Source organism: Candidatus Enterococcus testudinis, from assembly GCF_002140915.1.
In the GTDB taxonomy this organism is placed as follows: domain Bacteria; phylum Bacillota; class Bacilli; order Lactobacillales; family Enterococcaceae; genus Enterococcus_D; species Enterococcus_D testudinis.
Window position 1 is genome coordinate 808,160 of sequence record NZ_NGKU01000001.1, and the last position, 21,807, is coordinate 829,966.

General features: G+C 42.1%; 21 protein-coding genes and 3 pseudogenes. 19 read left to right on the forward strand and 5 right to left on the reverse strand.

What is annotated here, in order from left to right:
* The first annotated feature begins 76 nt into the window (after positions 1-76).
* Complete coding sequence (locus A5886_RS03920; protein WP_086273731.1) at positions 77-478, forward strand: Ohr family peroxiredoxin; 402 nt, start codon at positions 77-79, stop codon at positions 476-478.
* Between the two features lie 43 nt (positions 479-521).
* Positions 522-1,568: a YncE family protein gene (locus A5886_RS03925; RefSeq protein ID WP_086273732.1), complete on the forward strand. Its 1,047-nt coding sequence runs from the start codon at positions 522-524 to the stop codon at positions 1,566-1,568.
* A gap of 4 nt (positions 1,569-1,572) precedes the next feature.
* On the opposite strand, the gene A5886_RS03930 is transcribed toward A5886_RS03925, so the two are convergent.
* Positions 1,573-1,917, reverse strand: a complete 345-nt coding sequence (locus A5886_RS03930) for a hypothetical protein (protein ID WP_086273733.1) — start codon at positions 1,915-1,917, stop codon at positions 1,573-1,575.
* 207 nt (positions 1,918-2,124) lie between these two features.
* On the opposite strand from A5886_RS03930, the gene pepA reads away from it, so the two are divergent.
* From pepA to ytpR, 4 genes are all read left to right on the forward strand, one after another.
* Complete coding sequence (pepA, locus tag A5886_RS03935) at positions 2,125-3,201, forward strand: glutamyl aminopeptidase (RefSeq protein WP_086275981.1); 1,077 nt, start codon at positions 2,125-2,127, stop codon at positions 3,199-3,201.
* A gap of 121 nt (positions 3,202-3,322) precedes the next feature.
* On the forward strand, positions 3,323-3,637 hold the full coding sequence (locus A5886_RS03940; protein ID WP_086273734.1) for a thioredoxin family protein: 315 nt from the start codon (positions 3,323-3,325) through the stop codon (positions 3,635-3,637).
* Between the two features lie 18 nt (positions 3,638-3,655).
* Entirely contained in the window at positions 3,656-4,111 is a 456-nt protein-coding gene (locus A5886_RS03945) for a universal stress protein (RefSeq protein WP_086273735.1), read from the forward strand.
* A 169-nt stretch (positions 4,112-4,280) separates the two neighbouring features.
* Entirely contained in the window at positions 4,281-4,895 is a 615-nt protein-coding gene (gene ytpR / locus A5886_RS03950; RefSeq protein WP_086275982.1) for a YtpR family tRNA-binding protein, read from the forward strand.
* 50 nt (positions 4,896-4,945) lie between these two features.
* On the opposite strand, the gene A5886_RS03955 is transcribed toward ytpR, so the two are convergent.
* Entirely contained in the window at positions 4,946-6,250 is a 1,305-nt protein-coding gene (locus A5886_RS03955; RefSeq protein WP_086273736.1) for a S1C family serine protease, read from the reverse strand.
* 200 nt (positions 6,251-6,450) lie between these two features.
* Between A5886_RS03955 and rlmH the strand changes: the two genes are divergently transcribed.
* Positions 6,451-6,930 carry a 23S rRNA (pseudouridine(1915)-N(3))-methyltransferase RlmH gene (rlmH, locus tag A5886_RS03960; RefSeq protein ID WP_086273737.1) on the forward strand — a complete coding sequence of 160 codons (480 nt, stop codon included), beginning with the start codon at positions 6,451-6,453 and terminating at the stop codon, positions 6,928-6,930.
* An 86-nt stretch (positions 6,931-7,016) separates the two neighbouring features.
* Positions 7,017-7,526, forward strand: coding sequence for a YehS family protein (locus tag A5886_RS03965; RefSeq protein ID WP_086273738.1), 510 nt, complete (start codon positions 7,017-7,019; stop codon positions 7,524-7,526).
* 73 nt (positions 7,527-7,599) lie between these two features.
* Here A5886_RS03965 and A5886_RS03970 read toward each other — a convergent pair whose 3' ends face one another.
* Positions 7,600-8,946: an MATE family efflux transporter gene (locus A5886_RS03970; RefSeq protein WP_086273739.1), complete on the reverse strand. Its 1,347-nt coding sequence runs from the start codon at positions 8,944-8,946 to the stop codon at positions 7,600-7,602.
* A gap of 12 nt (positions 8,947-8,958) precedes the next feature.
* Entirely contained in the window at positions 8,959-9,240 is a 282-nt protein-coding gene (locus A5886_RS03975) for a metal-sensitive transcriptional regulator (protein WP_086273740.1), read from the reverse strand.
* A gap of 192 nt (positions 9,241-9,432) precedes the next feature.
* On the opposite strand from A5886_RS03975, the gene truA reads away from it, so the two are divergent.
* From truA to A5886_RS04005, 6 genes are all read left to right on the forward strand, one after another.
* A complete protein-coding gene (gene truA / locus A5886_RS03980) occupies positions 9,433-10,170 on the forward strand; it encodes a tRNA pseudouridine(38-40) synthase TruA (RefSeq protein WP_086273741.1) in 738 nt (245 codons plus the stop codon).
* Positions 10,171-10,194: 24 nt separating this feature from the next.
* Positions 10,195-10,956: a type I methionyl aminopeptidase gene (gene map, locus A5886_RS03985; protein WP_086273742.1), complete on the forward strand. Its 762-nt coding sequence runs from the start codon at positions 10,195-10,197 to the stop codon at positions 10,954-10,956.
* 139 nt (positions 10,957-11,095) lie between these two features.
* A complete protein-coding gene (gene msrA, locus A5886_RS03990; protein ID WP_086273743.1) occupies positions 11,096-11,923 on the forward strand; it encodes a peptide-methionine (S)-S-oxide reductase MsrA in 828 nt (275 codons plus the stop codon).
* Positions 11,924-12,026: 103 nt separating this feature from the next.
* Positions 12,027-12,434, forward strand: a complete 408-nt coding sequence (locus tag A5886_RS03995; RefSeq protein WP_086273744.1) for a helix-turn-helix domain-containing protein — start codon at positions 12,027-12,029, stop codon at positions 12,432-12,434.
* Between the two features lie 318 nt (positions 12,435-12,752).
* Complete coding sequence (locus A5886_RS04000; RefSeq protein ID WP_179190071.1) at positions 12,753-13,463, forward strand: deoxynucleoside kinase; 711 nt, start codon at positions 12,753-12,755, stop codon at positions 13,461-13,463.
* 273 nt (positions 13,464-13,736) lie between these two features.
* The gene (locus tag A5886_RS04005; RefSeq protein WP_086273745.1) at positions 13,737-14,780 is read left to right on the forward strand and encodes an FUSC family protein; all 1,044 of its coding nucleotides are present in this window, start codon (positions 13,737-13,739) and stop codon (positions 14,778-14,780) included.
* A 37-nt stretch (positions 14,781-14,817) separates the two neighbouring features.
* On the opposite strand, the gene A5886_RS04010 is transcribed toward A5886_RS04005, so the two are convergent.
* Positions 14,818-16,578, reverse strand: coding sequence for a helix-turn-helix domain-containing protein (locus tag A5886_RS04010; protein WP_086273746.1), 1,761 nt, complete (start codon positions 16,576-16,578; stop codon positions 14,818-14,820).
* Positions 16,579-16,760: 182 nt separating this feature from the next.
* Between A5886_RS04010 and A5886_RS04015 the strand changes: the two are divergent.
* The 5 genes and pseudogenes from A5886_RS04015 to A5886_RS04035 all read left to right on the forward strand — a co-directional run.
* A pseudogene (locus tag A5886_RS04015) lies at positions 16,761-17,951 on the forward strand (amidohydrolase).
* Between the two features lie 124 nt (positions 17,952-18,075).
* A pseudogene (locus A5886_RS16170) lies at positions 18,076-18,232 on the forward strand (MFS transporter); the annotation flags it as partial.
* A gap of 338 nt (positions 18,233-18,570) precedes the next feature.
* Entirely contained in the window at positions 18,571-19,170 is a 600-nt protein-coding gene (locus tag A5886_RS04025; RefSeq protein WP_086273748.1) for an NUDIX hydrolase N-terminal domain-containing protein, read from the forward strand.
* Between the two features lie 155 nt (positions 19,171-19,325).
* Positions 19,326-20,636, forward strand: a complete 1,311-nt coding sequence (locus tag A5886_RS04030) for an NCS2 family permease (RefSeq protein WP_086273749.1) — start codon at positions 19,326-19,328, stop codon at positions 20,634-20,636.
* 95 nt (positions 20,637-20,731) lie between these two features.
* Positions 20,732-21,733 (forward strand): annotated as a pseudogene (locus A5886_RS04035) (LacI family DNA-binding transcriptional regulator); the annotation flags it as partial.
* Positions 21,734-21,807 lie beyond the last annotated feature (74 nt).

Genomic DNA, 21,807 nt, shown 5'->3' on the forward strand with positions numbered 1-21,807 from the left:
AAGTGCAATCCTTTTGTCAGAATGCAAATTACTCGGTACACTAAATAGAGACTAAAAAAAGAGAGGAAGCGTATCAATGAAAAAACAATATGAAACAGCAATGATCAATCGTGGTGGACGGGTTGGCGAAGTAGAGGCTCCTAATGGCAGTATGCATATGAAAATCGACAAACCAGGTATTCATAGTGAAGGCACCAACCCGGAACAGTTATTTGCAGCGGGCTATGCGTCTTGTTTTAATGGCGCTGTACAGCATATGTTGAAAGAACATGCTATTGAATCTGAATCGGAAGTCAAAGCACGGGTTTCATTGTACCACCATGATGATGGCAGCTACCAAATCGGTGTGATTTTGGAAGTGTCATTGCCAGGGATCGAGAAAGAAGAAGCAGAAAAAATTGCAGAAGAAGCTCACGACTTTTGTCCGTATTCTCGTGCAACTCGAGGCAATATCGATGTGGATGTGCAAGTGGTGTAACTGATTAGGATCGTTGAAAAGGATCGATGAAGGGGAGAAAGAGATGAACAGAACATACGGTGTATTGATCAGTTTGTTCTTGGTTTGTCTCTTTTTGTTGTGGCGCACACTCAAAAGAAACAAACAAGAACAAACCTTGATGTTGGCGCAACTCAAGCGGTATCCGTTGATTCAGCAGGCATGGACAGCTGCATTAGCGGCTAAAGAGCCAATCGTAAGGCTTGATGGGCTGGCGTCAGGGATGCTGGCAAGTACATATGATAACAATCAACGGACGGATTGCCACCAAATGACGCCGCAAGGTTTGGCACTTTCTAAAGAATGGTTGTTTGTGTCGATGTACTGCGCTGATCACCAACATCATTCGCAGATCATGGTCTATGACCGAACATCGGGACAGCTGCATAAGCAGGTCATCTTGCCCAAGCGTCCCCATGTTGGCGGTTTGGCCTACGATTCATCTGAAGCGTTGCTTTGGGTGACGATCACTGGTCAAGGCAATGGCCGGGTAGGTGCGCTCTCGTTAGCTGCCATACTAGCCGATGACTCAGCAGAAACTGGTGTGCCGATCCATTTCCAATACTCGATAGATGTAGTGGCGATCGAGCGGGCATCGTACTTGACCTGTCATCATCAGGAACTTATAGCTGGCTCTTTTTCTTTGAAGAAAGTAGGGCACTTGGCTTATTACTCATTGGCGAAAGCCAAAGAGGAAGCAGTCTATGGCCAAAAGGGACAGATTTCTCCGCGTCGCTTGTTCGCGACCACCACAAAAGTCCAAAGCATCGCGATATACCAAGAGTGGCTATTTATGGTGCGGTCCTATGGTCCTAGGTCTAGTGAGGTTTGGGTCTTTCCAAAGGATACCGAGAGATTCAGCAGGAAAACTGTTTCGCTTCGCATCAAATGTCCGCCTTATCTTGAACAAATCGTGGTGGAAGATGATCGTCTGTATTGTTTGTTTGAAAGTGGCGCGACTGCTTATCGGCACAAAACATCATGGCCGATGGAAGAAGTGCTTGTCTTAGCTATTCCACTTTTATTGCACAAAAAAACCGGCTTCAAAAGAAACCGGCAGGGAAATATATAATGGCTTACTCAACAATGCTGCGTTGAATATCTAATACAGTACCAGTGCGCGCGTCTGCTAGAAATTCATAAGAGACTAGCTGTCCGTCTTCGGTCCGGGTGATGCCGCCAGTATACCCTTGGGAAGTTACAGCAAATTTACGCAGCGGTTGCTTTTCAAAGTTGATCCAAGAGCCTTCAATCGGTCCCTCTTTGACAAAAGCTGCTTTGATCGTTTCCAGAACATCATCCGCATGGAGATTCTGCTTGTTTTTTAACCAAATAGTGGAAAAGATTCCTCCGGCAAAACCTAATCCTAAGCCGACAGTCAGGCCGTTTTTAAAATAATGCATCGAGCGATGATTGTGCATGTGCTTGTCCTCCTTCATTCGATTTTTCACACATGGTGTCGCTAGAGTGAAATCAGAAGTTAATTATCATAAGTGTAACATAGTTTAGTTTTTTTCTATAAGAAAAATAACCAGAATGCTGAAATTGCGTTATAATAAACCAATAACAAATCTTAAAATGAATAGTAAAAGAGGGGGCTAGGCTTGTTTTTTGACAAGCAATCAAACATGGAAGATAAAACATTTCAACGAATCAAAGAATTGACAGAACTCCAAGGAACGAGCGGATTTGAGCAAGACGTCCGTGCCTATATGCGTAAAGCGATGACACCACTTGTAGATGAGGTGCAGCAAGATGGATTAGGCGGTATTTTTGGGATTCGACATCATCAAGATGAAGAGGCACCCCGAATCATGTTAGCTGCGCACATGGATGAAGTGGGTTTCTTAGTGACAACTGTGACTGAGCGCGGTCTCTTTAAAGTAACACCACTCGGGGGCTGGAATCCATACGTTGTGTCCGCCCAACGGTTTACGCTAAAAACAGCAAAAGGGGACTATCCATGTGTATCATCTTCTGTACCTCCTCATTTGTTACGGGGGACTGGTGGCCAGAAATCTGTGGAAGTAACAGATATTCTGTTTGATGCTGGTTTTGAATCCAAAGAAGAAGCCGAAAGCTTTGGTGTCCGTCCTGGAGATACAGTTGTACCTCAAGTGGAAACGATCAAAACGGCAAATGGCAAACATATCATTTCAAAAGCTTGGGATAACCGTTATGGTTGTACTGTTGTATTGGATGCGTTAGAGGCATTGCAACAGGAACAATTGGGTCATACCTTGATTGCCGGTGCCAATGTGCAAGAAGAAGTAGGTCTGCGGGGTTCTCGTCCTTCAGTGACCAAATTCAAGCCGGATCTATTTTTTGCGGTCGACTGTTCGCCTGCTGATGATACAGTGACAAAAAATGGCACCTTTGGTCATTTGGGCGAAGGTACGTTGCTGCGTATTTTTGATCCAGGTTTGATCATGCTCCCTGCAATGAAAGAGTTCTTGTTAGATACAGCCGAAACACACCACATTCCTTACCAATATTTTGTTTCAAAAGGCGGTACGGATGCTGGTGCAGCCCACATGTCTAACGAAGGAATCCCAAGCTCAGTGATAGGTGTACCAGGACGTTACATTCATACTCATCAAACATTATTTAGTATTGCAGATTATGAAGCAGCCCGTGAAATGGTAATCCAAGTGTTAAAGGCTTTGGATAAATCAACTGTCGATACGATCATAGCTGGAAAATAATTGTAAACATCTGTTAGACGAAAGTACTTCATTATGAAGTGCTTTTTTGTTTATACCTAGTGTTTGGTTTTCCCAGCCAGAAAGGTGTATACTTTATGTATAAAGAGAAAGTGGTGAGCGTGTGATTATTCCAAAAAATATAGAAGAGTTAGCAACGTATGTAGAAAAAGGAAAAAATGTCTTCTTTTTTACCGCTGATTGGTGTGGGGATTGCCGATATATCAAACCGCAATTACCTGAGATCGAAGCGGATTTTCCAAATTACCAATTCATTGAAGTCGACCGTGACAAATTTATGGATGTAGCTGTTGAGTGGTCGATATTTGGCATTCCAAGTTTAGTGGTGATCGAAGATGGCAAAGAGCGTGGTCGATTGGTGAACAAAGACCGCAAAACAAAGGAAGAAATTGAAGCTTTCTTAACAAGTGTTCAATAAAGAACGGAGGATATTCAAATGGATGCACAAAGATATCAAAATATATTAGTCGGAATCGACGGTTCTGAGCAAGCCAAAGACGCTTTCAAAAAAGCCGTGGAAGTTGCGCGACGCAATCAAGGGAAAGTCTATGCGGCAACGATCATTGATCAACAAATGCCGACAATGATGGGCTATGCACCATTAGATAGCTCCATTCTTGAACAAGAAAAAGATACCGCACAAAAAATGATCGACGAATGCAAAGCCTATGCAAAATCAGTAGACTTTGCCCTAGTTGAAGGGGTGATTGCCTATGGCTCAATCAAAGATGCATTGGCAACACAATTACCGGATGAATATAATATTGATTTGATCATGGTCGGTCAATCCGGCTTGAACGCGGTTGAACGTTTTATGATGGGCAGTGTCGCTAGTTTTGTGATCAGAGAAGCCCGTTGTGACGTGTTGATCGTTTCACCGCAAGATGCATAAATAATCTAGAACAGTAAAAATAAAAAGCTGCTGGGCACAATCCACTTATGGCGTGTGTCAGCAGCTTTTTGGTTTTTTGTGACAAATCCAAGAGATTGATCGAAATACAATGACGAATCCCCAAAAATTTGTTAAGATTATGGGCGGAATGATTGAAGGAGGAAATGACGTGATTTTTGCATACAATAAAGAATATGTGAGTGATACCTTAATGGTGATCACTGAAAACGACAAAGGCTTAGACCAAACAGTAACGCGCGTGGATCAAGTTGCCCAAATCAAAAATGAAGAAGGAACGATCGTTGGTTGGAACTTTTTTGCGATTTCAGATGTGATGACCATTGATGGCAGAGGCCAAGTGGCATTGTCGGATGCGCAGCTGGACCAATTGAATGAATTGATTGCTGCTGCGGGTTTTTCGGAACGCTTAACAAGCGACCATGCACCAAAAATCGTCGTTGGGTATGTTCAATCTTGTGAAGAACACCCAGATAGCGATCACTTATCTGTGACCCAAATCGATGTAGGTGATGAAGAAACGTTACAAATCGTTTGCGGTGCGGCCAATATCCGTAAAGGCTTGAAAGTTGTTGTTGCCAAGCCAGGCGCGATGATGCCTGACGGTCTGTTGATTTGGCCAGGTACATTACGAGGGATCGACAGTTATGGCATGGTCTGTTCAGCCAAAGAGTTACAGTTGCCGAATGCACCAATGAAAAAAGGAATTTTGGAATTGCCGCAAGACGCAGTTGTCGGCAGTGCCTTTCCCACTGGAAAAGCCTAAAAAAACGCTCAACCACTTCCTGTTTTTGTGGTTGAGCGTTTTTTCGATGTCTAGTTGCTGCTATCAGTTGTATCATTGATAGATGTATCAACGGATAATTCTACTGTTGCTGTTTTCTCTTCTTCCCCACGATAGTAGGTCAAGGTAATCGTATCACCGACTTTGTGTTTGTACAGTGCAGATTGTAAATCAGTTGTTGAACTGATATCAGTATCATCTACTTTGGTGATGACATCATATTGTTGCAATCCAGCTTGTTCAGCAGGTGTAGCATTGTTGACCGAGTAAACTACGACACCTGCAGTCACAGATGTAGGGACTTTCAAGATTTGTTCTTGTTGTTGTGAGGTGATTGAACTTAAATCAATCGTCCGGATACCTAATGCTGGGCGAACCACTTTACCATCAGATTCTAATTGGTTGATGATGTCAACAACATCGTTACTTGGAATCGCAAAGCCCATTCCTTCAACGCTGACACTAGAAGTAGATTCAGATGTGCTGGCAATTTTGCTTGAGTTGATGCCCACGACTTGGCCATCGACATTGATCAGTGGCCCACCAGAGTTCCCTGGATTAATGGCTGCATCTGTTTGGATTGCATTGATGCTGACTGTTTCACCAGAATCATTTTGGCTGGTCACTTGACGATTCAATGATGAAATGATCCCTTGTGTTACTGAGTTGGCATAATCAGAACCTAAAGGAGAACCGATGGCGATTGCTGGTTCACCCACTTTTAGGGCACTTGAATCACCAAAAGTCGCGACTGTTTCGACCTTATCCGAGGCAATTTTAATGACGGCTAAGTCAGTATACGCATCGGTACCAACCAATTCACCAGTTACTTTAGAACCATCAGAGAGGACAACTTCCAAACCTGACTGGCCTTCAACGACGTGGTTGTTGGTGACGACATATGCGGTATCACCATCGACTTTATAGATAACACCACTACCTTCAGATGCAGCTTCTAATGTGCTGTCATCGCTGGTATTTTCATCTGTTTGACCATCTTGGCCGCTTTGTTGGCCGAAAATGCTGCCAAAATCACTGGTTTGACTTTGTTGTAGATTGATGATCGAAACAACTGCGCCTTGCACTTTTTCAACAGCTTCTGTGACGTCGCTCGTGACATCTAGTTTTACGTTAGAGACGGTTGTTTCTCCGCTTGAATTTTGAACCCCTGTCGTTGTGGTCGTTGTGTTAGAACCGGTCAGTGAAGAGCCCATAGCCAAGTACAAGCCGCCAAAAGTCAAGAGACCACCGACAACACCACCTAAAATACCAATACCTAATTTTTTGAGTAAACCAGAAGACGGTTTCTTTTCTGGTGTGACATCTTTTCGTGCCATTTTAATTTCCCCCTTACTAATTATTTCGTTATAATTAGTATATTCTTTCTATCTGGCTTAAGTCTACTAGGAGACTTTGAAAAAAATATGAAGAAGTTGGGATAGAATTTATTTTAAATGATGAACATTCGATTTTTATTTCATCGATTAATGAAAAAATATCTGCATCATTTGATACAGATTTCAGAAAGGAACGTTCTATGAATATCAAAATTGTGACTGTCGGAAAATTAAAGGAGAAATACCTCGTTCAGGGAATCAATGAATACGCCAAAAGAATCAGTGTCTATGCCAAATTGACCTTTGTTGAAGTACCTGATGAAAAAGCACCAGAAAACTTGAGCGATGCGCAAATGAGTCAAATCAAAGAAAAAGAAGGACAGCGCATTTTGGCCAAAATCAAAGACGGCGAATATGTGTATGCCTTAGCCATTGAAGGTCAGAATCCAACAAGCGAAGCCTTCGCCAAACAAATCGATCAATTAGGCATCCAAGGCAAGAGTCAATTGGTTTTTGTGATCGGCGGTTCATTGGGATTGAGTGAGGCTGTGATGCAACGTAGCGATGCCCAAATCTCGTTTGGCAAAATGACGTTCCCGCATCAATTGATGAAATTAATCTTAGTGGAACAAATCTATCGTGCATATCGTATCAATACCAATGCGCCATACCATAAATAGCCATTTAAGTAGCCATTTAAGTAGCCCTTTGATTACAGGCCATTCTAGATTACAATAGAGAGAAGAAGATTGAGGAGGAAACGAATATGAATAATAACGACAGATTGCTGCGCTTAAGATACGCTGTCGATATCAAAGATTCAGATATGGTCAAAGCCTTTGAATTAGGCGGCCATCCTGTGACAAAAGAAGAAATGCGGGAGATGCTGACAAGAAACCATGCCGCACAAACAGAAGATGACAAAGAGAATGTCTACTTGAAAGCCATCAACAACCAAGTTTTGGATGCATTTTTGAATGGCTATATTACGTTAAAACGTGGCCCGCAAAAAGAACAAAAAGACATCCCGCAACAAAAAAGCAAAGACATTAAGCACATCAACAATATTTTGTTGAAGAAAGTCAAAATCGCTTTGTTTTTAACAAGTGAAGATATGCTGGCGATTTTTGCAGAAGCCGAGATTTATCCGACGAAAGGCGAATTAGGCGCCATATTGCGAAAAGAAGGCCACCGGAACTTCAAACCTTGCGGCGATAAATACGCCCGCAACTTTTTGAAAGGGTTGGGATTGATGTATCGGAAGGAACACCAATAGTTGTATTTTAATGATGTACAGGGATTAAAAATGACCAATTGTTTTGCTTTCAGCAATCAAATTGGTCATTTTTTTAAGATACAGACGATCGTTTCTGCAAAGTTGATTTGAACCGCCAACCCAAAAAACAACTACGTGCATACAAGTCCAGCCCAATCGCTAGCCATACCCCGGCAATTCCCCATTGGAAAGACAAACCCAGTATGAATACGCCAATCACACGAATACCCCACATACCAAATAAGGTACTGTAAAGAGGGGTTTTTGTATCGCCAAGACCCTGCAACGCGGCGGTCAGAATCAAGCTGATAGCTAACCCAGGTTGATTAAAGGCATCGATGTGCAATGCAGTAACGACTTGAGATATTACTGTTTGGTCAGTGGTGAACCAAGAGGCAAACGTGGGTGCACCAACGAATAAAACAATTCCTAATGTGGTCAAAATCAGTATGGCATATTTGCACGCAATAAAGGCAATTTTTTTCGTTTCTGCGTAATTTTTTTTTCCAATACTCATCCCAATCATAGTTGCTGTAGCGGTTGCAATGCCATAAGCAGGCATGTAAACAAAACTCTCAATGCTTCCGGCAATAGAATGTGCTGCGTAGGTTTTGGTGCCAAGGGCAACAATTAAACCAAAATATAGCACTTGCCCCATACGCATCGCCAATCGCTCCAAAGCAGCTGGGATTGTCAACCGAACGAGGGACGTATACTTGCGCAAATCCATTATCCCACGTAATGAAAAAGCAATCTCTGATTGTTGGACTTTACGATAGAGTAAAAACGATCCTACTAAACGGGCAATAATGGTTCCGATAGCGGTACCGATGACACCTAAAGCTGGAAAGGGTCCCCAACCGAAAATCAAAACAACATCCAATCCAATATTGAGAACATTCGTGATCAATCCAACATACATAGGAGACTTGGTGTCCCCAGTTGCGCGAAGCATACTGCCAAAAGTAGTCATTGTGCCAATCAATATTGCCGTGCCCCCAACCATTCGATAAAAAGGCAATGCTGCGGCAAGTGTTGCTTGATCAGCCCCCATCAACCGGAGGAATGGAGCGGCGAAGAATATGCTGATGAACCCAAACAATAACCCAACAATAAGGGTCAAAACGAAGGACTGCTTGGCAACTTCTCTGGCTTTTTCAATCGCATTTGCCCCGATTCGTCGCGCAATCAGCGAAGAAGTACCTACAGCCAACGCAATGAATACAGCTAGATAAACATTGATCAACGCATTGGCCACACCAATTCCAGCAACGGCTATGATGCCGATTTGCGCAATCAATAAGGCATCGATAAATCCCACAGAAGTTTCTAATATATTTTCGACCATTGCAGGAAAGGCCATTTTCAACAGCTGATGATCGAGGCTTTGCGTTGGGATTGTATCTTGATTGTGTGTCATAAAGTCTTCTCCTTAATTTAATTTATTATACTGCGTGATCACGCGACGCAAGGTGCTCATTTCTTTCTCTAAATCTTTTCCTTCATTGACATGCATCAAGGAGTGATCGGCTTGTGCTTCTAAAAGGATTTGACTGATTTTTTGCAAAGCAGCGCGAGAAGCATTCAATTGAATCATGATTTCGGCTGTTTCTTTTTCATCTAAGACCATTTTTTTGATACCTTTGATCTGCCCTTCAATACGGTTCAAACGTTTGATCAATGCATCTTGTCGATGATCATTGGTGTGAGACATAACATTTCCTCCTTTTTATATACCCGTATGGGGTATATAATCTACCTTTTTTAGTGGATTGTCAATAGAAGAGAAGAGGAATCTATTCAACTATTAAGATAAGCAATGGCGTTTACAACCATAAGATAATGCCTTATGATGAAAAAGGACTCGTGTGAACAGAAGTTTTGAATGAAAAGGAGCAAATCAAAGATGCGCAATATCAAACTAACGATTGAATACGACGGCAAGCGCTATTTAGGCTGGCAGCGTTTGGGCGACAATGACAAAACGATCCAAGAGAAAGTCGAAGGGGTCATCAAATTACTGACAAGCGAAGACATTGAGATCGTAGGATCTGGCAGAACCGATGCCGGGACGCATGCCCGTGGTCAAGTAGCCAATTTCAAGACGACTCATGACATGCCATTGGCTGAGATGCAGCAGTTTTTCAACCGTTATTTGCCGCAAGATATCGTAGTCAATCAAATCGAAGAGGTACCCGATCGCTTTCATGCCCGTTATCATGCAAAAGGCAAACAATATAGTTATTATGTTTGGAATGATCTGATTCCAACGGTCTTTGAGCGCAGTCGCAGTTTCCATTATCCTCAAACCCTTGATTTAGAAAAAATGCAAACAGCGGCGGATCAATTGATCGGTACCCATGATTTTATTGGTTTTTCAGCATTGAAAAAATCAAAGAAATCAACGACGAGAACGATTGAATCACTCACGATCACGCAAGAAGGACAGATGATCCATTTTACCTTCAAAGGCAATGGTTTTTTGCATAAAATGGTTCGAATCATTACCGGCACATTATTGGCAATTGGGTCTGGTGAATTGGATGAGGGGATCATTCAACACGTGTTGACTGAAAAAGTGCGACAAGCGGCTGGCGAAACAGTGCCTGCCCATGGTCTTTTTTTAGATGAAGTTGACTATTAAGTCATAGAGAAAGTGGTGCAAATGATGATTACCTTAAAATCACCAAGAGAAATCGAACAAATGAAGATATCAGGCCGTATTTTAGCACATATCCATGAGAAATTACGGACTTTTATCCAAGCGGGTATCACCACCAATCAAATCAATGCATTTGTGCAGCAAGAAATAGAGGCAGCGGATGCAACTGCCGCGCAGATTGGTTTTGAAGGCTATGAATATGCGACATGTATCAGCGTCAATGAAGAAATTTGTCATGGTTTCCCTTCGAATAATCGATTAAAAAATGGCGATGTGGTGAAAGTTGATTTTTGTGTTGATTATCATGGGGCGATTTCTGACAGTTGCTGGACATATGCTGTCGGTGAGATTTCGCCACAACACCAAGAATTGATGGCAGTGACCAAAGAAGCCTTACGTTTAGGCATCGAACAAGCACAAGTAGGCAATCGCGTTGGTGATATTGGTCATGCTATCCAAAGTTATGCCGAAGCAAGAGGGTTCGGCGTCGTTCGGGATTTTATCGCCCATGGTATTGGACCTACGATCCATGAAGAACCTTTCTTCCCACATTTTGGCTTACCAGGCAAAGGACTGCGTTTACGGGAAGGGATGACGATCACGATTGAGCCCATGATCACGACGGGGACGTGGCGGATGAAAATGGACGACAATGGCTGGACCGCACGAACGATCGATGGCAGCTACTGTGCCCAATACGAGCATTCGATTGCAATCACAAAAGACGGGCCAGTAATCATGACATTGCAAAAACCAGAAGCAGAATAATCATGACAATCTCTCATAAAATCAAGACAAAGGCAGAAGCAATTTCTGCTTTTTTTGGGCACTTCAATTGGTGATCAAGCAGGTATATGATAGAGTTTTGTTGAAGAAGAAAATCGATTGGCTAAAATGAGGTGGATAAATGGAAGCAAATCAAGAGGTGTTGGCTGCTTTATATAATTTGATTTTGGCTGAAGGGACCCGCCAATGGGAAAGATCGCAGTTGATCATAGCGAAAAATGCACTCGAAAACAATCAGTCCCAAGGCTTGGCACAGCTTGAAGCGGTGTTGCGGCCGTTGGCTTTGCGGGATAATCTTTCACCAGATGTCATGGACTTCTATCAAGCATTGACCGAAACAACATCGATAGCTACGCCATCATTTACTAAGACACCACAACGCAGCATGCAAGCTGCAGATACAGAAACAGCGATTTTTGCTGGTGGCTGTTTTTGGTGTATGGTGGAACCGTTTGAAAATCACCCGGGGATCTTATCGGTTTTATCGGGTTATACCGGTGGTCAGTTGGCACATCCGACGTATGATCAAGTGCTGACAGGGCATACGGGTCATGTGGAGGCGGTGGAGATTATCTTTGATCCTGCGATCATCACCTATCAGGAATTGTTGACCATTTATTGGGGGGTGACAGATCCCACAGATGCCTTTGGGCAATTTCAAGATCGTGGCGCGCATTATCGCCCGATTATTTTTACAACGACCAAAAAGCAGGTGCAAGTAGCACAGGCCTCGAAAAATCAACTGCAAGAAACAATGAAGTATCTACAACCAATCGTGACTGAGATTCTTCCAGCGAAGCCTTTTTGGCCCGCAGAAAATCGGCATCAACAGTTTTATCTGAAACAACCAAAACGCTACCGCCGAATCAAACGAGCCCGCAAGCAGTTGCAACAATTCAAAGCGTTGTCGGCATGGACCAAAGGTGTCTTTGGTGCTAAAAAAAGCTGAATACACTGTCAAAACCCTTTGACAATCAGGGGATGTCTACATGTTTGAACAGACAAGCTTTGTCAGTTGCGCTATTGTAAAGGCCAAGGAGGAACAGAGAATCATGACAATTGGAGAAAACTTGAAAGCGTATCGCCAAGCCAATAAATGGAGTCAAGAAGTCATTGCCCAAAAAATGCTGGTGACCAGAACATCGATCTCGAATTGGGAAACGGGCAAAACGACCCCTGACATCATCAATATCTTGAAATTAAGTACAGTTTATGGGTGTACTGCGGATGATCTATTGAAAGGACAAGTGAATAGAATGAAAAAAACATTTAGAACAATGACATATGGCGCTGGATTCAAAGATGGGACGATGCGGCTGAAAATCGAAACAGATGCCACAAAATTTTTCCCCCGAGGCGTAGAAGTCAAAGCCAATGTCGATATGGAGACCGGAGAAGTTGTTTTCTTTGTAGAGCAAGAAGACTTAGATAAAATCAAACAGTCGCTAGATATAGAATAGTTAAATTTTTTAATATTATTTCTGTGAAAATTAAATATAAAAACACGAATAATACAACTGAAATTTTATTCATATGTGCGATGAGCCAACACCAATAACAATAGAATCTGATTCTTTGACTATCTTTTGTGTTTATACTTCGTGATTTGCGAGATTCTTTCTTCATTAAATACAATATATTGCGTTGGGTATCGCAAACATCCTTTTTACTTACTATATGTAGTGTTTACTTTTTCTTTAGAACGTGTAAAATAGCATGTGTAGTTTAGAAGGATTGACCGAAATCAACCGAGATAAGTGAATATGGACAAAGGATGGATGCGTGTGTTATTGATTGCTGGTACGATAGGTGCAGGAAAGAGTAGTTTAACTGATTTCTTATCAAAGGAGATGGCTTCTAAGCCTTTTTATGAGAATGTGGAAGATAATGACGTATTGCCCTTGTTTTATTCAAACCCAGAGCGGTATGCGTTTTTATTACAAATCTTCTTCCTGAATAAGAGTTTTCTAGGTATGCGAGAAGCACTATCCAATGACGACAATGTGATTGATCGCTCGATCTACGAAGATAGTTTGATGTTCCATTTGAATGCTGATTTAGGTAGAATTGCCCCATTAGAAGTTGAACAATATGATAACTTATTGAATACTATGCTGAAAGAACTAGAAGAATCGGCACCGGAAAAACATCCGGATCTGATGGTGCATATCAAGGTTTCGCTGGATACAATGATCGAACGGATCAGTAAACGGGGACGTTCCTATGAACAAGTTGCCAATGATCCAACGTTGTATGATTATTATAAGGAATTGAACCAACGCTATGATGCGTGGTATGAAGCCTTTGATGTCTGTCCTAAAATGCAAATCGACGGGGATCAATTAGATTTTGTTGAAAATGAAGAGAATCTATCCGTCATTTTAGGGATGATTCAAGAGAAATTAGCAACACTGCGGGAGAATAAACAAGCCGGACGCTACTGCACAGACCATGCGATGGCGAAGGGCGATTTTTCAGCGGACAAATGAACTGAACCAATCAAAAAATAAGGATGAAATCATCTTGCAAAAACACGCAGACCATTATCTGGGCTGCGTGTTTTTGTGGATTCAGTCAACTCTTTCAACGCGTGAAGAACCAATGGAAATAACTGGAAATCAGCTAGTCTTCACAAGATTCTGATTGGTGAAAGCCCTATATTCTGAAAATAAATTTGCCAATTCTATTTTCGGTCCGTATACTAATTAAGGGACATTTGTTTTTTATTACATAGTGGTGAGCAAGAAGAGAGGAGGTCTTCTATGAGAGAAAAACAGACGCTATTACGACCTTTAGGTTCCGGCTTAGCGATGGGTGTTCCGTTGATGTTAGGCATTTTACTCAATGATCCGCTGATCAGTTCAGTCGGTGCGATGGGGGCTTTTTCCTATTTGGCGTTTCAACATGTATCATTTATGTATAATCTCAAAGCGATTTTGCTTCATGGCGGTGCGTTGTTATTGGCATTTATACTTGGCGCTTTGACTTCATTGGTCCCTTGGAGCGCACCTTTTATGATTGGGTGTTTATCGTTCTCGGCATTTCTATTTTCAAAGGTTTATCGGATTCCGAAACCAGATTATTTCTTTGTTTTGATGCTGTATGCGACTGGCTTTAATTTCCATGCTGTGGCGGTTTCGGATATTCTTCATCAAAGTTCTTATCTGCTCTATGGTTTGGCTGGGTCGATTTTTTCAGGACTGCTGATATCAGTGGCGGAAGGATTGCCGCTACATAGGAAAGCAACAAGATTTCAACAATTGGCAATGAAAGACAAATATTATTTGGCTTTGTACCAACAACCTGAAATGGTACTTAAAGCACTGCATTTTTCTATGATCTTATTTATTGCAACGTATATTGCCTATTTGCTGAGGGATAGCAATGGCTATTGGATCTTGATATCAGCTGCCGCAGTATTAGCCGGTGAACATATGGAAAAAATCAAAAATCGGACGATTGGTCGTGTGCTTGGCGGGATCGTTGGCTTATTGCTTGGCTTTTTGTTGATGTCATTGCATTTATCTTTGCCAGCCTTGGCTGTGGTTTTAATCATTTTGAATATACTGACAGAAGTATATATGCCAATCAATTATACGGTAGCCAATTTTTTTACCAATCCGCAAGTCTTGCTATTGATGACGATCGGCAGCAGTTTTACCCCGCTGCAATTGATCCCTTTGCGCTTTTCAGGTGCATTGATTGGGAGTGTGCTGGCAATGGTCTTGATTTTTATTATGGACTGGTCTTTGAAACAAATGGAACAAAGTATGATCCATTTTAAAGAAAAAGAGGAAATAGAATAGCAAAAAAAGCTGTCAGTGGGGAACTGGCAGCTTTTTTTTATAGAGAGGTAAACGTCAATAACTGTACGCCATTTGTGTCAATGGTTGAGAAATGGCGGAATCGATCTGTGATCATGAGATCAAATACCTGCAATTTCATCATGGTTTTCTGTTGGATATAGGCTTCAGTTTCGCGGTCCAACTGACCAGCTGATTGAAATTGCGCGTACACATAGAAGACTGCGCCGTAATTACGGTCAAGATCTAACTGTTTGATTTGATATCTGCCAGCAGGCAACGCCCGTACATCGAGAGAAATAGCTAACGCTTGGCTTTCAAGAAATGCTTCTTTTGACGACAAGTGGGGATCAAAAAAGTTCGTATTCCAAAGCAGCAATTGATAGGTTTGTTCATCTTTGGTCAATAGATACTCGTCACCTTGGGCAATCACTTGACCACGTAATCGGCGAATCAAAGACAAGCAAAAGAATGCCGGTCTTTTTTTGTTTTGAAAGTGATATAGATCCAAACCTGTGCTATAAGCATGCAGTCCTGGTCGGTCAAAGGTATATTGCTCATGTATCGCATTGTTGAGCCAAAATCCATATCCTTGTATCTGTTGAGACAAGCCCAATAGTTCTTGGACTATAATCGCCCCACGGAAAAATAACCCATTGTAATCAACGGTTGCGCCAGTCAGTGTATTCCAATTTAATATATACAATGGTTTATGAAAGGCCAAATCATGACACACTTTCCGCAGCCAATGAATCTTCTCTTGAATATAGTGGTGAGAAGATTCGATGGACGACTTTTCACTGTGTTTATCAAGAAAAACAAAGTTTGGATCACCGTCAAAACTCATAAAGTCACAGGCATCAATCAACAAGTGGCGACTGCGTCTGTCAATCAGAAGTGGCCGTTCCGTTGGCTGTTGTTGGACAGCTTGATAGAGTAAATGCAATATCTCTTTGTTTGATAGATCAGACTGAAGCGTATTTCTAGGCAAAGTGTTGTCGTCTATCATATGCGGTTGTGCGTGCCGATAGGCGGTGGGTGTTGTGTGCATAAATGATTTGAATTGATCACGGTATACTTTGACACTCGCAAAACCAGCTTCAAGGGCAATCTGCTCGACACTTTTCTTTGAATGTTGAAGGGTTGGTAAACTTTTATGAATCTGGATTTTTTTGATGTAATGGGAGAGTTGTTCACCCGTTTCTTTTTTGAATAGTTTTGATAAAGCTGATTCTGATAAGCAAAAATGTTCAGCGATATGTTTGACTTTAACCCCTTCATGGACATGTGCATCGATGTAATGCAGTATATCTGGTAACTGACGAAAACTGCTGATTTGAATAGGATGATGACGCTCAGATTGATAACGTTGGGCCAATAAAAAAATGATGGCTTCCAATTTCATCATACGATATATTTTTTGCTCATCTCGTCGATTGAACTCATTTAAAGCCAGCTCAGCGATTGCTTGCAAGAGTTCACCGTTGGTAGTCGCAGCAGCGCCAGCGGAAGGAATGTGGAAGTGCACAGTAAAGAAAGCGGGGAATTGATCCGCAAAGAAAAGTGAATCGATTTCTAAGGCCAATACGACGGATTCTTGCTCGTCGGTGGGCGAAAACGTGGCGAATTGATGACCATTCAGACAATAAAGGGTATGTGTGCCTAATTGTTGCAGATGTTCATCATGTTCTACCGTCATTTGACCTTTCAAAACCAGCAGCAGCGTCAGGTGATCTACATAATATTGTAGTGGTGTCGAGACACGAAAATAGCTGATTTGACTCGCGCTGTGATTCTCCATAGGGATCCCTCATTTCTTTACTCAAGTATACACCGGATGGATTGATAAGAAGATATCGTTCTTTTATGCATATAAATTTTTCCTGAAAGGACATTGCGTGAAGGATAGTTTCTGAATTGGAAATGAAAGGGATTGTTGATGGTGTGGAAAATACTACAATATATCCATAAGGAGGAATTGAGATGAAATCAGTATTACAAGACATATTTCAATTAGTAAGTGAGCGCAAAGAAGAGATGATCGCATTAAGAAGAGATTTTCATCAACATCCTGAATTGTCTTTCCATGAAACAGAAACGGCAAAGAAAATTGCCGCTTTTTATGAAGGCAAAGACTGTACTGTCAAGACCAAGGTCGGCGGTGGTAATGGGATTGTGGTGGATATCAAAGGCGGTAAACCTGGCAAGCATATAGCGATTCGTGCCGACTTTGATGCACTACCGATCCAAGAAGAAACAGCTGTTCCATTTGCTTCTCAGGTACCCGGTGTCATGCATGCCTGCGGTCATGATGGCCATACCGCTTATATGATGATTTTGGCCGATACATTGATTCAAGTGAAAGACCAACTCCCAGGAATGATCCGAGTCATCCACCAACCTGCAGAAGAAGTGGCACCTGGCGGTTCTAAAGGGATGATCGAAGCCGGTTGTTTAGACGGGATCGACAATGTCTTTGGCATTCATGTCATGAGTACAATGGATGTCGGTAAAGTCTTTGTGCATCCTGGTGCAGTCCATACAGGGCGCGCTACCTTCAAAGTGAAAATGACCGGCAAAGGGGGACATGGGTCAGCACCACAAGATGCTAATGATGCAATTGTGGCAGCAGCACAATTCGTTTCAAGTGTCCAAACCATTATTAGTCGGCGGATCAGCCCCTTTGACTCTGCTACGGTCACAATTGGTTCATTCGACGGCAAAGGTTCTGCGAATGTCATTAAAGAAACCGTTGCGTTAGCTGGTGATGTACGAATTATGGATGAATCTTTGCGCCCAATCGTCGAAAAAGAATTTCGCCGCATTTTAGCCGGTACTTGTGAAGCCTTTGGGATTTCTTACGAACTTGATTATCAAAATGATTATCCCGTTTGTATGAATAATCCCCAAATGTCAAAATTGGTCTCTGATGCAGTTGAAAAAGCAGTGATTCCAGAAGTGGCAGCTGTTGAAGAATGTGGTCCGCAAACTGCTTCGGAAGATTTTTCGTATTATACTTTGGAACGGCCTAGTTGTTTCTTTTTTGTAGGTGCACATACGCCAGGGACGCCTGTTTAGCCACATCATAATCCAAAATTCACGATTGATGAAGATTGTCTGTTGGTTGCGGCCAAAGCAATGGCAAGTGTCGTTGTATCTTATTTGAACCAATAGGAAAAAAATCAATGCCTTAAGCAAGATAAAAGGCGATATGTAAGCAATGATCAAAGCGATGATTGAAAGATCGGGGGCATATGCTTTGGTTTTTCATGCAAGTATAAAAGTGAGGGTAAAATAAATGAAGCGTTCTATTACAATTGAAGAAGGTTCTTATCGTGGGAATAACCGGTTATTGATCGGCATCGTTTTAAGTGTATTGAGTTATTGGCTATTTGCGCAATCATTATTGAATATGGCGCCAGATGTTCAAACCGATTTGGGTATTTCTGCTGGCGTCCCTTCGGGTATTTACAAAATGGCCAGCTCATTAGGCGGTGCCATGGGCATTGCTATTTCAGCGAGTGTCTATAATGGATTGAGTCAATCTGTATCAATTACAACAGGAGCAACAGTGGGTCTTTTGGTCAATGTATTGTTTTGTGTGTTAGCCATTGGGTCGATCCTTTTTGTGATTCCCAAACATAAATAACCACACGTATAAAATGAGTGAAAAAGGAAAATAGCGCGTTGTCAAAGAGGACTCTCCTCCACTTTGACAACGCGTTTTGTTTATCTAGTTGGCATATTTTACTGTTCTAAGCTAAGATAAAAGATATAGAAAGGGGGGCAATCAATCGTGAATCAATTGAAGCAGTACCAACGACTTCTCTCGATTGCAGAAGCCGGCTTGTTTTATGGTAAAGATGTTTATGATATGGAACGGTTCCAAGAATTAAAAGAACTTGCGCTGACATTGTTAAGTCAAGCAGTAGATGAAGATATAGCGACGTTAAAGGTATACCTTGATCAACATGATGGCTATCCGACCCCTAAAGTGGATGTCCGAGCCTTGATTCGTAAAGGGAACCAAGTACTCTTGGTACAAGATAGTCATACGAAAGAATGGTCGCTGCCCGGAGGATATGCAGAGGTCGGCTTGACACCAAAAGAAAATATTCAAAAAGAAGTGCTGGAAGAAACGGGACTGACTGTTGCAGTAGGACCACTGCGGGCAATCTTTGATACCAATTTACGTGAGGATATCCCTCAATTGTTCCAGTATTATAAATTGGTGTTTGCCTGTGATGTGCTTTCTGGGGAATTTGCGGCAAATAGCGAAACGATTCAAAGTGGATATTTTGGACTGGAGGCATTGCCACCGCTATCCGTCAAGCGGACCACTAAAGAACAACTGATTCATTTATTGGAAGATGATCACTTATATGTCGAGTGATGGTGGGAGATTGTCAAAAAAAGCGTTTTAATTTGAATTTTCAGTCGAATGTTATTTACTTGCTGTGTAACTTGGTTTATCATTGATTTCGTTGTTTTCATTATTTACATCAAGTGTATTATTTCACATCTGCTTGATTAACGGGGGAGTACAAAATGAAAAATCAAATCAATTCCTTTTTTGGGCTTGATGCCTTGCAAACGACGGTCAAACGGGAGATTTTGGCTGGTTTTACAACATTTATCTCTATGGCTTATATTTTATTCGTAAATCCAACTGTTTTAGGCGCTTCAGGTATGGATGAAGGCGCGGTCTTCACTGCCACAGCACTCGCGAGTGCCTTGGGCTGTATCTTGATGGGGGTATTGGCCAAATATCCAATCGCCACTGCACCAGCCTTAGGGATCAATGCTTTCTTTTCTTATTCCGTATGTATCGGGATGGGGGTGCCATGGCAAACGGCTTTGGCGGGCGTTTTTGTGGCGTCACTGATTTTTATTGTGATCACTATTTTTAAATTAAGAGAATTGATTATCGATGCGATTCCTTCTGATTTGAAATATGCAATTTCCGGTGGGATCGGTCTGTTCATTGCCTTTTTAGGTTTGAGTGAGGGGGGTATTATTGTATCAGATGATTCAACGCTGGTCGCTTTAGGTTCTTTGAGCGTTGGCACAACCTGGTTGACGATTTTTGGGTTAGTTGTCACGGCGGTATTAATGGTTCGTCGTGTACCGGGCGGCATTTTTATCGGGATGGCTGCAACCACGATTCTAGGCTTGTTGACTGGATTGATCCAAGCGCCAACCAGTATTGTTTCTGCTGCACCAAGCATGTCTTCCACCTTCTTAGTTGCCCTTCACCATGTAGGAGATATCAATTCCCTGCAAATGTGGGTCGTTGTCTTGACCTTCTTGTTGGTGACTTTCTTTGATACAGCTGGTACATTGGTTGGTTTGGCCAATCAAGCCGGCTTTATGAAAGACAATAAAATGCCTCGCGTTGGAAAGGCACTCGCTTCTGATTCGACAGCGATGTTGGCAGGTTCGCTTTTAGGGACATCACCAGTAGGTGCATATGTTGAGTCTTCAGCAGGCATCGCCGTGGGCGGCCGTTCTGGATTAACAGCTGTCACAACTGGGATCTTTTTCTTGTTTGGGCTATTCTTTTCTCCATTACTATCTGTCGTAACATCACAAGTGACAGCACCAGCGTTGATCGTGGTAGGTGTTTTGATGGCCCAATCCTTAAAAGAAATCAACTGGCATGAAATGGAGATTGCCATTCCATCTTTCTTGATTTTATTAGGTATGCCATTGACTTATAGTATCTCAGATGGGATCGCATTAGGATTTATTTTCTATCCAATCACAATGATCGCAGCCAAGAGAGGCAAAGAAGTATCGCCAATCATGTATATTTTATTCTTTGTATTTATCGGCTTTATGTGGATTTTGAATGTCTGATTGCTGATGAAGGGACTGACCAAAACTTAAGGTTTGGTCAGTCCTTTTTGGTTTTTTTAGCGCTATTCTCACGTAAGATGGTATAATAGAAAGAAAAAAGGTGGCAGCGTATGACGACCATTAAAGATATCGCAGAAAAAGCCGGCGTCGCAAAAAGCACCGTTTCTCGCTATTTGAACAATGGCTATATCAGTGAAGAAAAGCGCAAAAAAATTGATCAAATCATCGCCGAAACTGGGTATCGTCCCAATACATTGGCGCGTTCACTTAAGGCACAAGATTCAAAACTGTTAGGGGTCATGATTCCTCGTCTGAACTCCCCTTCTGCCAATGATGTGCTGAAAGGAATCGATCGAACGGCTCGTCAAAATGGCTACCAATTACTGATCACGAATTCTGATCAAAGTGAAACAAGAGAATTGGAAAATATCCAAACCTTGGTCAAACAAAAAGTAGCAGGGATGATCATCTTTGCGCGAGAAATGACGCCGCAGTTACAAGCGGTCTTGCCAACGATTCCAATGCCAGTGATTTTAATCGGTCAACGATTATCAGGTGTGCACGCAATCGTTCATCAAGACTATCAGGCTGGGGAAGCTATGGCTGATTACGCATTAACCAATGGTCACCGGCACTTTTTATTTGTGGGGGTCAGCGAAAAAGATGAAGCGGTGGGGCGTTTAAGAAAACAAGGATTTGCTGATACTGTCAATCAGACAGCTGGTACGACATTGTCTTTTGAGGAGACTTCTTTTTCACGTCGAGAAACCTATCAAAAAGCATTACAGTTTCTGCCTGAGCGACAGGCGACCTATGTGGCTTGTGCCACGGATAATATTGCCATTGCTGTTTTAAAGGCGGCGCATGAATTGGGCCAAAATGTACCTCTTGATTTTTCTCTGAATGGGTTTGGCGGGTATGATTCGACAGATTATGTCTATCCAACGATCACCACTGCAGCCTATCCTTATGAGCAAATCGGTGTAGATGCAGTCCAAGCTATCCAGCAGATCATTCATGGAGAATCGATACCAGAGGTGATTGAACTGCCCAATCATTTAGTGATTAAACAGTCTACGATTAGATTGGAAGACTAACTGTTTGTCCTGATATGTCGTATATGAAAATAGTGCCGTGGCACTATTTTTTTTATTTTATTCTTGATATTGCA

What these genes read in the sequence shown, in the direction of transcription:
- A5886_RS03920 (WP_086273731.1), top strand. Translation starts at nt 77, where the DNA reads ATGAAAAAACAATATGAAACAGCAATGATCAATCGTGGTGGACGGGTT.
- A5886_RS03925 (WP_086273732.1), top strand. Translation starts at nt 522, where the DNA reads ATGAACAGAACATACGGTGTATTGATCAGTTTGTTCTTGGTTTGTCTC.
- A5886_RS03930 (WP_086273733.1), bottom strand. Translation starts at nt 1,917, where the DNA reads ATGCACAATCATCGCTCGATGCATTATTTTAAAAACGGCCTGACTGTC.
- pepA (WP_086275981.1), top strand. Translation starts at nt 2,125, where the DNA reads ATGGAAGATAAAACATTTCAACGAATCAAAGAATTGACAGAACTCCAA.
- A5886_RS03945 (WP_086273735.1), top strand. Translation starts at nt 3,656, where the DNA reads ATGGATGCACAAAGATATCAAAATATATTAGTCGGAATCGACGGTTCT.
- A5886_RS03955 (WP_086273736.1), bottom strand. Translation starts at nt 6,250, where the DNA reads ATGGCACGAAAAGATGTCACACCAGAAAAGAAACCGTCTTCTGGTTTA.
- rlmH (WP_086273737.1), top strand. Translation starts at nt 6,451, where the DNA reads ATGAATATCAAAATTGTGACTGTCGGAAAATTAAAGGAGAAATACCTC.
- A5886_RS03965 (WP_086273738.1), top strand. Translation starts at nt 7,017, where the DNA reads ATGAATAATAACGACAGATTGCTGCGCTTAAGATACGCTGTCGATATC.
- A5886_RS03970 (WP_086273739.1), bottom strand. Translation starts at nt 8,946, where the DNA reads ATGACACACAATCAAGATACAATCCCAACGCAAAGCCTCGATCATCAG.
- A5886_RS03975 (WP_086273740.1), bottom strand. Translation starts at nt 9,240, where the DNA reads ATGTCTCACACCAATGATCATCGACAAGATGCATTGATCAAACGTTTG.
- truA (WP_086273741.1), top strand. Translation starts at nt 9,433, where the DNA reads ATGCGCAATATCAAACTAACGATTGAATACGACGGCAAGCGCTATTTA.
- map (WP_086273742.1), top strand. Translation starts at nt 10,195, where the DNA reads ATGATTACCTTAAAATCACCAAGAGAAATCGAACAAATGAAGATATCA.
- msrA (WP_086273743.1), top strand. Translation starts at nt 11,096, where the DNA reads ATGGAAGCAAATCAAGAGGTGTTGGCTGCTTTATATAATTTGATTTTG.
- A5886_RS03995 (WP_086273744.1), top strand. Translation starts at nt 12,027, where the DNA reads ATGACAATTGGAGAAAACTTGAAAGCGTATCGCCAAGCCAATAAATGG.
- A5886_RS04000 (WP_179190071.1), top strand. Translation starts at nt 12,753, where the DNA reads ATGCGTGTGTTATTGATTGCTGGTACGATAGGTGCAGGAAAGAGTAGT.
- A5886_RS04005 (WP_086273745.1), top strand. Translation starts at nt 13,737, where the DNA reads ATGAGAGAAAAACAGACGCTATTACGACCTTTAGGTTCCGGCTTAGCG.
- A5886_RS04010 (WP_086273746.1), bottom strand. Translation starts at nt 16,578, where the DNA reads ATGGAGAATCACAGCGCGAGTCAAATCAGCTATTTTCGTGTCTCGACA.
- A5886_RS04030 (WP_086273749.1), top strand. Translation starts at nt 19,326, where the DNA reads ATGAAAAATCAAATCAATTCCTTTTTTGGGCTTGATGCCTTGCAAACG.